An 11,173-nucleotide genomic window follows, 5' to 3' on the forward strand; every position below is an offset into this window, starting at 1 on the left:
CCATCCTCCGTTTTTTTTCTTAAGCCAATTATGTCCGGTTCAAGCCTGGCCTCAAGTTTCAAAATGTTTCATTGGGAAAAGCAACGGAACTTTTTCAGAAAAAACTCTCAACCAGCAACGATATGACTTTAGTCGCAAATCCCGTCATCCCTGTCGATAAAAAAGAAAATGGGATCTGGTGGTTCTTAGAAACTGTTAATCTGAGCCACGAAGATTTTATGTTTTCCACTCAGCAAAGACGAAATCATGGACTGGTCAAAAATTGTGACCGGACTCGGAATCAAGTTCGCATTGTCTTCAAGTTCTCAAATTCCGTTTACTGTCATAATAAATCACCCTTTCTGCCATAGCCCTCTAAAGTTGCGAACAAAAGCCTAGAGCAATTGAAATCACTTCAGTTACTTGCCGACGCTGTGCGTCTCAAAAGATCAACAGCTACGTTCTGGAGGAAGCAGCACTATTATTTCCTGAGCCAGCTTCCTCCGGAATCGCAGGCCTATGTCAAGAACGACATGGACTGGTTTGAAAAAAACTCCTCCAGGCCGGACGCGGGAACCATCAGGATATTCCTGAATTCCGGAGCCAGGACCGTCAGCGGCATTGAGCATGAAAGCTTCAGGAAGCGCAGGAAGGAATTCGAATTTTACGCTGACTTCATCAGCAGGGAGATCCTGATCGACGGGTCTGAGAAACAGCTTTTCAACAGGCGCGTCCTGATCCAGCTTCTGGAGACTTTTACCGGCGATCCCGCAAGGACTCTCACAATCGGCGAGATTTTCATGTCTGTCTGGGAGAGGAAATACGATCAGGAGACAGACGGCAACACTTTCAGGATGACCATGTCGCGGTTGAGATCCGAACTGGACAGGGCGAAAACAGACAGATTCATCTGCTCAGGCGACGAGACGGGAACTTACTGTTTTAATACCCAATGTGAATACTGCATAATTATCTGATGTTCTGTTTACACTTACCTGCATTGATCTTGCCTTCCGTTATCTATTTATCATCAAAAGAGTGTCCACTATTTGCTGGCAGAATCAAGGCACTGTCAACTGGTAAAATCAGTCTTTATGTATATGTCAAAGGGGCTGTCCAAAAAGTGGCAACCCCTTTTTCATGCTGCCTTCAACACTTCACGAACAACTTTTTATGCGCCCTGGGCAACGTTTTCTGTTACAGGAAGGCTGCTCTCTTCTTCTTTCATGTCATAAGTTTTGCCGCAGTCGGACCATGTTCCACTGACAGGTCCTACTTTCTTGGCTCTCTGCAGCTGGAACCAGACTTTCACTTTCTGGAACTTCTGATTGCAGGTGGTTTTCGTGGTTTTCTTGAAAGTCACTTCATATTCGCAGACCATTTTCGTCTTGCTGTCCAGTTTGATTTCGAACGGGATGCCGACTGCCTTCAGAAGGGCCGAGGGATCAAACACGACAGCCTGCTCAACCTCGAGCACCAGCTTGATCCTTTTACCTTCTTCAATTGTCTTTTCAATTTTTTTCCAGTATACAGATTGCATTTCGCGTGAAAGTTCAATGGTTTTCCTGTATTTGTAACCAAAAACGCCGTCTTCAGAATAACCATATCCAGGAAAATACTCCCTGCTGAGTTCCTGGCTTTTCTGATACTCCACAATCTCATCAACAACAAGATTGAAAGGTTCCCTGAGTTCAGGGGCTGCATTCACATGCAGATTGTAGAGCTTCACCAGATCATTGTAATCGGATCTGTCGGAATTCTTCATTTTTTCGATCACTGCGCCGGAAATCAAGGCAGCTTCTGCTCTGACAGGTTCGATCACAGAGTCAACGTCTTTCACAGTAACTGATTCTTGGTCTGCCTTCTGATAGATTTTCTCCATACCGGCATAGTAATCACGAGCCAGCGTAAAGAGTGAAATTTCCAGATTGGGATTTTCGGCATGCACACCATTGATTGCCAGGACCAGGATCATTGCAGTCAGCATTTTACTCATTACTCCTCCTCATCTTTTTGGTCTTTTTGGGTCTTTCCCCGGGTTAGTTTAATTCTTGGCCAGACGGATCCTTGTTTCAAGTAACAAAATGTATCAATCTGTTTCAGTCTGGGGATCTTTGCAACGTGAATAGATTTAATCCCCGCAGCGAAGCGCAGGGGATAATTTACTGTAACGAAATCCTCATTCAATTCGGATTTCTAACAGTAGATAAAAGAAAAACCGGCTTCCATCAGGAGGCCGGTTATTTTATCAGATGCCGGCGGAAGGGGGGCGTCAAATCCGCGGCAAGGAGGTATCAGTTACCTGTTGACTGCGTCATAAACCACCCTGCCGTAGTAACCGTGGATCGGAAGCTTCACAACCATGCGCTTGCCGGAGGAATTGTCCACAGTCCACCATTCGCCGTATGCGTCCTTGTCAACAATGATTCCTGTATGCTCTCTGCAGGAAGTTCCCCAGAATACAACGGTTCCTGGCTGAAAATCGTCTGAACCGGCTGGTCTCCAGCCTTTGTCATTCATGAGATGATCATGGAGGCGATCAACGTGGAGCAGGAGCTGATCCATTTCCCCGGCTGCGCAGAGTATGGCTGAGACTACTGCGGCGCAGGCCAGATTGCCCCATTCCGTTGCAGCTGTGTATACCTGGTATCCATGCACATAGGTCGAGCTTCCAACCGCTTCCAGAGCTTTCGGCACGATCAGGCCCGGATCTCTTCCATCAAGGCTGGTTCTGTCCATAATGGTTTCGATTATGTTGTCCCTGTTTTCCAGCATTGAATTCAACAGGAATTCCGGATTGGCTTTCTCTTTCTGTCCAAGCTTTTCAGTTATCGCTTTAACAATCGCGGAAATCGCTTCTTTCCGTTCCTGCACCATTGTGCCTCTTGATTCAATCTCCTTTGAGACCAGGTATGAGATCAGGCCGTAAATATCGCTCAGAGGATTTCCGTATTCGTCTCTGATATTCTCGATCTTTTCGAATTCGGATTTTGCCTGCAGCAGGGTTGCCAGATATGCATTGTCATTCGTTGCTGCAGGGCACATCAAGACCGCTGTCAGGACGAGGCATACACTCAATACTGTTTTTTTCATACTTTCCTCCCCTTGTTTTCTTAGTCTAATTATGTTTCAAAATCCGGCTGATACAAGATTCAAAATGTTTCATTTTGTTTCAATGCAAACTTCTTTGCCAATTCCAGCCTTAAAGTATATTATTTTTGCATGAAGATTCCTCAAAAGCCCGTTGGATTCAATAGAAGGAATGAAGAGCTGTCCCTGCTTCAGGAGCGTGCCGCTAACTGCGGAGTCATGGTGATTGCCGGCATGCCTGGGATCGGCAAGACAGTTCTGGCTGCTGATCTGGCACGGGAACTTAACAGGGGTGTTTTTTCCGAAGCCGTGGCCTGGATCGAATGCAGGCCGGGCTGGGAAAGCTCTGATTTATTCAGCGCGATTCAGGAAAGCTTAGTCAGGATCAGCGGGCGAAAAAATATCGGACAGCAGAAGCCTGAGCCGCAGTTTCTCGCTGAAACCCTGGAGGAAATCCGGTTCGCGCTTTTTATCGACGCATTCCACCTGGTAGAAGACAGACGGACCCTGGAATTTGTTTCCCAATCCCGTGAGACCCTGAAAAACAGCCTGCTGGTGATAGTCACCGGAAAAAAGCCTGAGCTTCAGCCTGTTGAACTGATGGATATCTTTCAGCACACTGTGAAAGGGTTAAAGGCAGATGAAGCCAATGCTATGCTTGCAGCAATCTTCAAAGAGCAGAATGCGGACATCCGGTTCAGCCCGGATTTAGGCCTGCGTCTGAACGGGCACCCCTATTCTCTAAAGCTTGCCGCAGGCCTCATCCTCACCGGCCAGGTCACACCTGGCGAACTGGAGAATTCCACAGATGGAATCACTGAGCAGCTGGAGGAATATCTGCTCTCAAAGATCTGGGACTCTCTGGATGATGAGGCCAGGGATATAGTGGATCATCTTGCACTGCTTAGAATCCCTGTCAACCACGAACTGCTTGAGTCGATCAGGAAAATAAAATCCAGAAAAGGGCTGAAACTTCTGCAGGATTACTGCCTGGTCGAGTTGGACAGAAACGGACTCTGCAGCCTGCACAGCCTCCTTTCCAGTTTTGCAGAGCGCAGAATGGAAAGTGCCCGAAAGGCTGACATTCACAGAAGGATCGGCCTGGCTTTCGATTGCAATGAAACCAGCAGGCTTGAATTCCGAATGGATGGATACTATCACTTTTTCTCTGCCGGAGAGAAGGAAGAGGCCGTAAAATGCCTGATCAGACTATGCGAACATGCCGGAATGAGCGGTGGAAGCCTGGATGGTTTAGTCAGCCTGATTGACGATGCCCTGACTTTCTGTCCAGGCATCGAGACTGACCGGCTTCTGGACCAAAAAGTCAAAATACTTTGCCGGATGAGGAGAATCGCTGAATCTGAGGCTGTCCTTTTAAAGATAAAAAATGATGCAATGCGCGAATCCGCCAGGGCTTTTACGCTTTATCAGGGCGGCAGATATGCAGAGGCCCTTCCATATTATGAAAAGTGCTCAGCCGGAGCGGCATCCGACAGATCCGTGGATGCCCATTTCAACAGACTCCTGCTGGCAATCTGTTATCATTACACTGGCAGGTCTTTAGAAACCGAAAGCGTACTTGAGGAAATACAGAAACTCGGACTGGACGGCGTTCCTGATTATTCCCTGATCCTGCAATATAATTTTCAGGCTGTATTCCATTTCTACAAGGGTGACATCTATGGAGCAATCAAATTCATTGAAAAAGAAATTGTACTGTGCCGCAAGCTGCAGGCCTTGAACAGTCTCACCATTGCCCTGCACAACCTGGCCCAGTTCCATAAAAATCTCAACATGCCGGATAAGGCACTGGATCTTATCAGGGAACCGATCGCGATCTCGATTGAACACAACCTGGTCGAATGCCTTGCCATGTGCCACAGCCTGGAAAGTGATGCCTATTTCATGAAAGGTGATTACACGACCTCGCTGGCTGCGGCTGAAAAAGGGCTTTCTGCAGCAATGAAAGCCGGCTATACCCGTTATGAAGCGATAGAACTCAATCAGATCGCAGACTGTTCCCTGAGGCTTGGCGACATTGCCAGGGCTGAAGCAGGTTTCAGAAAAGCACTGGAAGTGATAAACAGGGAACAGAATGCAATGTTCATTGCCGAGCTTTCGCTGAGGTCTGCCGGATTTCTGCTTGTGACAGGCAGGGCTATGGAAGCCGAACCCCTGATCAGAAATGCAATGGTTTTTGTTGAAAAGAGCGGCCTTGCCAGACTTGGAGCCAGAACATTTTTCTTTTCATATCTGTTTGAGAAGACCTGCGGCAATAAAGAAAAAGCCCAGGATTTTCTAAATAAGTATCATCAGTATCTCAACCTTCTTCCTCCTGAATCCCAGGCCTGTATCAAAACCGATCTGGACTGGTTTGATGAAAATTCTTCAAGAACTGATACCAGGACTATCTCAGTTTTCATGCGCTCAGAAAAGCGGGCAGTATCCGGCATGGAGCACGAGAGTTTCAGAAAGCGCAAACACGAATTCGAATTTTATACGGATTTCATCAGCAGGGAAATCCTGATTGACGGCATAGAAAAGCCGCTTTTTGGCAGACGCGTTCTGATGCTGCTGCTTCAGACCTTTGTGGCCGATCCTTCGAAATCGCTTACTATAGGTGAAATCTTCCAGTCTGTCTGGGAGAGAGAATACGATCAGGAAACTGACTGCAATACCTTCAGAATGACTCTTTCACGGCTGAGATCTGAGCTGGACAAAGGTAAAACCGACAGATTCATCTGCGCTGGCGATGAGACAGGAACTTACCGCTTCAACACCAAATGTGATTACTGCATAATTATCTGATGTTCTATTTACACTTACCTGCATTGATCTTGCCTTCCGTTATCTATTTATCATCAAAAGAGTGTCAACTATTTGCGGGCAGGATCAGATCCAACTTACCAGTCTTTGGCTGCTTCCAGCATCACATCAGCTGCAGGACGCCAGGATCCGTCGCTTTTGCGCAGGGAAAGATGATCCGGATTCTTGAGGTCACCGTGATGCCACATCAGCGCGCCGAGGTAGCCCAGTGATTTAGTGCCTGCCAGGAATTTCCTGGTCACGTCCAGCTGAAGTTTATCGTCAGACGACTCTGTAGCCTGCCCGTATTCGCCCAGAAGGATCGGTAGCGCATTGACAGATCCTGCAGGCGGGATGTCCGGATTGTCGTCATACATGTGCGCTTCCAGAAAATCCAGGCCCAGAGAATCGAACTTGCCGGACTTGATGTTTCCCAGTCCATGCCAGCCTGATGAGCAGGCAACCTGGAGACCCGGTGCCGCTTCTTTGCAGGCTGCGGCGCTGTCCTTGATAAATGCCCTCACCTCATCCCAGCTCAAACCGGAATCCGTGTAATTGGCGTCTCCACCCTTGACCATTGCTTCAGGCTCATTGATCAGGTCTATGGATACGACTTTGGAGGAGCCGGCCAGCATTTGTACAAAAGGTTTGAGTACTTTTTCAATATAGGTGTCTTTTCCTTCCACAAACAGCTTGACTGCCCGTTCACTTTTGCCTGACTTGGGGCTGTATGCATTTGAATCCAGCAGTGAAACATGCAGTTTGACTCCTTCAGGCACCGACTCTGCCAGAAATTTTTTCCAGTTGTCCAGGAATTGGTTGTCAAGTCCTTCCAGTTTCCCGTCGCTTCCGAACTTCCAGCCTTCTTCCTCTTCATAGGCCCAGACACGCAGCAGCTTTGCTCCATGCTTGCTTAATCCCTCCAGCGTTTCCTTATACTTGGCTGCGTCAAAGGTCGTGCCCCAGTATGGATGATCGGGATTTGCGCCGAAATCATGATTATATGCCCCTTCAAACCAGGCCACATTGCATCCGATCTGGAAATCGCCCCTGAAACCGGCAGCAGGTTCAGCGCCATTAGAAACAACCATTCCTGCCAGAAGCAACACTGCGATCAATACTGTCTTCATACGCTCCTCCTTATACTCTTATTTTACAGAACTTTTCCAGTCTCTTTTACAGAATCCTCTGCCTTCATCTCCAGCCGGCTGTGTTTCACCGGCTTCCGCAATTTCCGCGCTCAGACTGGGCATTTCCATGATTCCGGAATTTTTACAGACATCCACGTAAGCGACTCCGCCTTCATTGAACATCACTTTCAGTGCCAGTGATGTATAGATTTTGTCCATATTTCCTCCTCGTCTTCAGGCGCTTGTTTCTTTATAAGGCAATTCTTCCCCGGAAAGAATAATCTTTCAAGGAACAACATGTTTCAATTTAATGAGGCATTGTTTCAATGCTGTCAGGCAGGGCCGAAAAATCAGGAATTGAGTGACTGATTTTTTCGCTGAAGCGCGCTCGACTGGATTTTACCAGCTGCTTTTTAGATAGTATAATGATATGAACAATTGTCAGATTCTATGGACCTGGTTTCAGGCGGAGGATGCAAGTTGAAGTGTCATACAAATGAATCCCATACTGCAATGGCATGTGCCTGAATGAGGCAGGAATAACAGTGAGCAGACTTCTGATTCTGCTGTCATTTGTCTTTTTAGCTGCAGGGTGCGGAAAACCTGAGGTTAAACCTCCACAGGCAGAGATAACTTCCGCTCCTTCCCCCTGCTATGGAGATTCTCTGGTGAATTCCTCTTCTGCGGACATCATCACTCTCAACCCGCTGACTGCTACAGACGGAGTCTCATCCTTCATCTATGACATGATCTTCAACGGCCTGCTGCGCTATGACGAGAATTACAGCCTGGTGCCGGATCTTGCAGAGACCTGGGAAGTTTCCGCGGATGGCCTGGCTTTTACCTTCAAACTGAAAAAGAATGTTCTCTGGCATGATGGAGTGCCGTTCACTGCAGCGGATGTCAAGTTCACTTTTGAGAAGATGCTGGATCCTGCCACAGGATACCCTTACAGGGAAAATTACACTTTTTTCAGCACACTGGAGATTCCTGACGATTGTACTGTCAGATTCAGGCTGAAGGAAATCTTCGCCCCTGCCCTGGAAAACTGCGGATTCTATATCATTCCCAAGCACATCTATCAGCAGGAAGACATCAAAACTTCCAAATACAACCTCATTCCGATCGGCACAGGTGCATTCAAATTCTCCAAGTGGCTGCCTGCGGAGCAGATCGTGCTAGATGCTAACGATAAATTTTACGAGGGCCGTCCCTACTTCAACAGGTACATCTGCAGGATCATTCCGGACAGCACAACTGCCTTTCTCGCCTTCAGGAACGGCGAGATAGACTGCACTTCTCTGACCAAGGATCAATATGTCAAGCAGGTGGACGATGCCTTCAGGGTGAAATACAACCTTTACAGCACTTCCAAATCATACGCCTACATGCCATACAATCTACAGAAACCCATGCTGTCCGAGGTTTCAGTGCGGAAAGCCCTCGGCATGGCCATTGACAGGGAAAGTCTGATCAGGGACGTTTATCATGGTCACGGAAAATTGATCAGCGGCCCTTTCGCCCCTGGATCATGGCCTGATAATCCTGATGTGAAACCCCTCCCGTATGATCCGGCCGGTGCGGCAGAACTTCTGAAATCCGCCGGATTCGCGGACTCCAACAATGACGGATATCTGGATCGGGACGGGCAGAAACTTTCGATCAGGATCACCAACTTCGGGCAGGATGTGGGTTCGATGATAGTTCCCAACCTGATCCTGGACTTCTGGAAAAAAATCGGAGTCGCTGCCGAAATCGACTGCATGGACTGGAACTCCCTGATTGAAAACGTTTTTTCCGGAAAATTCGACGTCGTCATCATAGGGGGCACTTACGGAGGAGGGGATCCAAACAGCGAGTACACTTCGTTCCATTCCACCCAGTTTCCAGATCCTTCAGGCAACAGGCCGGGATATAATTTATCCCGTTTCCAGAACTCCGAGATGGACAGCCTGCTCGAACAGGGTCGGCGTACCTTTGGCAAGGATGAGCGGCGCAGGATATACAACCGTATCCACGAAATCATAGCTGAGCAGCAGCCCTGCACATACCTGTACATCATAGAAAAGATTTTTGCCGTGGACAAGCGGATTTACGGAATCTCAGTCTCCCCCGCCGGCGTTCTCAACCCTTTCCAGTGCTGGTATGCGCCTGAAGGTTTGCAGAAATATCACTGAATCTGGCATAAGGAGTACGACCCTGTTAAACCTTCAGCGCTTTTTCAGAATCCCCAGCCTGTTTTTCTCATAGCTTGATACGACTATCTCATCCCTGCCGTCGCCATCAAGGTCCGCTGCCGCTACTCCACCCTGCGGCATATCAGTCAGAAGCACTTTTGTGCTGAATTTCCCCAGTCCGGTCTGTTCGAGCAGATAAATATTCGGATCTCCGTCTCCATCCACATCGAAAACTGTGACGCTGTTCGGAAACTTGATCTTTTCAGAGCCTGCCAGAATCCTGCTCTGCCAGGCTGACAAGCTTGCTCCGATGCGGATGTAAATGGTCAGATGGCCTGAACCGACCGGACTGGACCCTGAAAATGCCGAGACGATCAGTTCTTTTTTTCCATCCCCATCCAGATCCGCGATCGACACAAAAGCCGGTTTTTCAGGATTCTGATCAATTGCCTGGTATTCATAATCAGGATGGACTGCAGGCTCCGCCCATAGCAGTCCGGCATTCAATAACACAAGTAATGCAGTGATGATTCTCAATCTCATATTTCTCCTCTGGCAGAAAAACTGAAAAGGCCCGCTGTATCGCGGACCTTTTCGCCCGTTACTTTCCTTATCCTGTCTCTCTTATCTGGTAATCTTCAAGCTGAACATCGCACCCTGTATAGCTATCTCAGCCACAGGCAGGCTGCTCTCCTCTTCCACCATGTCATAAGTCTTGCCACAATCTTTCCATTTCCCCCAGAACGGCCAGACTTTCTTGGCCCTCTGCAGCTGGAACCAGATTTTGACTGTCTGCATTTTCTTGTTGCAGGAAGTCGTTGTTGTTTTCTTGGCTGTCACCTCGTATTCGCAGACCATTTTTGTCTTACCCTCGACCTTGATTTCAAATGGTATTCCTACTGCTTTGAGAACAGCACCCGGATCAAAATTTGCTGCCAGTTCAACCTCAAGCACCAGTTTCTTTGTTTTTCCATTTTCAATTGTCTCGTCAACCTTTTTCCAGTAAACAGAGATCACTTCAAGCGAGAGTTCATTAGTCTTTCTATATTTATATCCATACGGACCGTCTTCGGCATAACCATATCCCGGAAAATACTCCTGCCTCATCAGGCCAAGGCTTTTCTGATACTCGACAACATCATCTGCCACTAAATTGAAAGGTTCTCTCAGCTCAGGAGCGGCTTTAACATGCTTGTTGTATAGCTTTACAAGTTCATTGTATTCAGAATTGTCTGATTTTTTCATCTTTTCGATGACTCTGTCTGAAATCAGGGCTGCTTCGCTTTTTACCGGTTCCAGTATAAGATCCATGTCTTCTGCGGAAAGCCTGTTGCATTCAACCTTCTGATAAATTTTCTCCATCCCTGCATAGTAATTGCGGGCCAGCTTGAAGAGCAGCGATTCAAGCCCGCTGTCAGCATAGGCTCCAGTGAACACTGCTGTCATGATCAGTGTAGTCAGCATCTTTCTCATAGTCCCTCCTCGTCTTTTTGGTTGCTTTCCGCTCAGCCTAATTCTTTGCCGGAAACAACAATGATTCAAGGAACAATCTGTTTCAATTCAGCCGGACGATGTTTCAATATTTGTATCAGGTCTATACCGCCTGCCGAAAACTCGAAATTCCGACATGCCTGTAAACTGCTCAAATTCGCGCTGATTTTACTCAAGGTATTTCACTGAAACTTTGCAAATTTGAGTAACATCACAGCGGATCTCGATCCAGGCAGTGGATATTTCCCGATTTACCGGCCAGGAGATGTTCTGAGAACAGTGAACTTCCCTGCATGGTTTCCCGTCCAGAAACAGGACTGCTTTTGCAACCCCGCCAGCTCCGTTGAAAACCGCGCTGATCGACGCCACCTTTCTGCCGGGGCTTAGTTCAATTTCGAGCCTTTCATCCGGGACAAGCCAGTTATCGGCAGTAATCAGTTTCGATCCAGACTGAGCCTTGGCTGCTTCGACTTCCTTCTCATACTGCTGCGCGCATTCGCT

Annotated in this window: 10 protein-coding genes; 3 read left to right on the forward strand and 7 right to left on the reverse strand. The window is 47.7% G+C overall.

All coding sequences use genetic code 11. From position 1 onward, the window contains the following. Positions 1-383: 383 nt before the first annotated feature. Positions 384-956 carry a hypothetical protein gene (locus tag PHW04_18370; GenBank protein MDD2717857.1) on the forward strand — a complete coding sequence of 191 codons (573 nt, stop codon included), beginning with the start codon at positions 384-386 and terminating at the stop codon, positions 954-956. A gap of 194 nt (positions 957-1,150) precedes the next feature. Here the strand turns inward: PHW04_18370 and PHW04_18375 are convergent, their stop codons facing one another. Together PHW04_18375 and PHW04_18380 are read right to left on the reverse strand one after the other, a co-directional pair. Then, on the reverse strand, positions 1,151-1,975 hold the full coding sequence (locus tag PHW04_18375; protein MDD2717858.1) for a hypothetical protein: 825 nt from the start codon (positions 1,973-1,975) through the stop codon (positions 1,151-1,153). 302 nt (positions 1,976-2,277) lie between these two features. Beyond that, a complete protein-coding gene (locus PHW04_18380) occupies positions 2,278-3,072 on the reverse strand; it encodes a hypothetical protein (protein ID MDD2717859.1) in 795 nt (264 codons plus the stop codon). Positions 3,073-3,201: 129 nt separating this feature from the next. Between PHW04_18380 and PHW04_18385 the strand changes: the two genes are divergently transcribed. Then, positions 3,202-5,877: an NB-ARC domain-containing protein gene (locus tag PHW04_18385; protein MDD2717860.1), complete on the forward strand. Its 2,676-nt coding sequence runs from the start codon at positions 3,202-3,204 to the stop codon at positions 5,875-5,877. Between the two features lie 95 nt (positions 5,878-5,972). On the opposite strand, the gene PHW04_18390 is transcribed toward PHW04_18385, so the two are convergent. Together PHW04_18390 and PHW04_18395 are read right to left on the reverse strand one after the other, a co-directional pair. Beyond that, a complete protein-coding gene (locus tag PHW04_18390) occupies positions 5,973-7,004 on the reverse strand; it encodes a hypothetical protein (protein MDD2717861.1) in 1,032 nt (343 codons plus the stop codon). An 18-nt stretch (positions 7,005-7,022) separates the two neighbouring features. Further along, positions 7,023-7,223, reverse strand: a complete 201-nt coding sequence (locus tag PHW04_18395) for a hypothetical protein (GenBank protein ID MDD2717862.1) — start codon at positions 7,221-7,223, stop codon at positions 7,023-7,025. Between the two features lie 326 nt (positions 7,224-7,549). Here PHW04_18395 and PHW04_18400 point away from each other — a divergent pair, with 326 nt between their 5' ends. Continuing rightward, complete coding sequence (locus PHW04_18400) at positions 7,550-9,181, forward strand: peptide-binding protein (GenBank protein MDD2717863.1); 1,632 nt, start codon at positions 7,550-7,552, stop codon at positions 9,179-9,181. Positions 9,182-9,214: 33 nt separating this feature from the next. On the opposite strand, the gene PHW04_18405 is transcribed toward PHW04_18400, so the two are convergent. The 3 genes from PHW04_18405 to PHW04_18415 all read right to left on the reverse strand — a co-directional run. Beyond that, positions 9,215-9,724, reverse strand: a complete 510-nt coding sequence (locus PHW04_18405) for a VCBS repeat-containing protein (protein MDD2717864.1) — start codon at positions 9,722-9,724, stop codon at positions 9,215-9,217. 81 nt (positions 9,725-9,805) lie between these two features. Continuing rightward, positions 9,806-10,654: a hypothetical protein gene (locus tag PHW04_18410; protein MDD2717865.1), complete on the reverse strand. Its 849-nt coding sequence runs from the start codon at positions 10,652-10,654 to the stop codon at positions 9,806-9,808. Between the two features lie 186 nt (positions 10,655-10,840). Next, on the reverse strand, positions 10,841-11,173 hold a 333-nt coding region (locus tag PHW04_18415; GenBank protein MDD2717866.1), incomplete at its 5' end, for a hypothetical protein.

The organism is Candidatus Wallbacteria bacterium, assembly GCA_028687545.1.
In the GTDB taxonomy this organism is placed as follows: domain Bacteria; phylum Muiribacteriota; class JAQTZZ01; order JAQTZZ01; family JAQTZZ01; genus JAQTZZ01.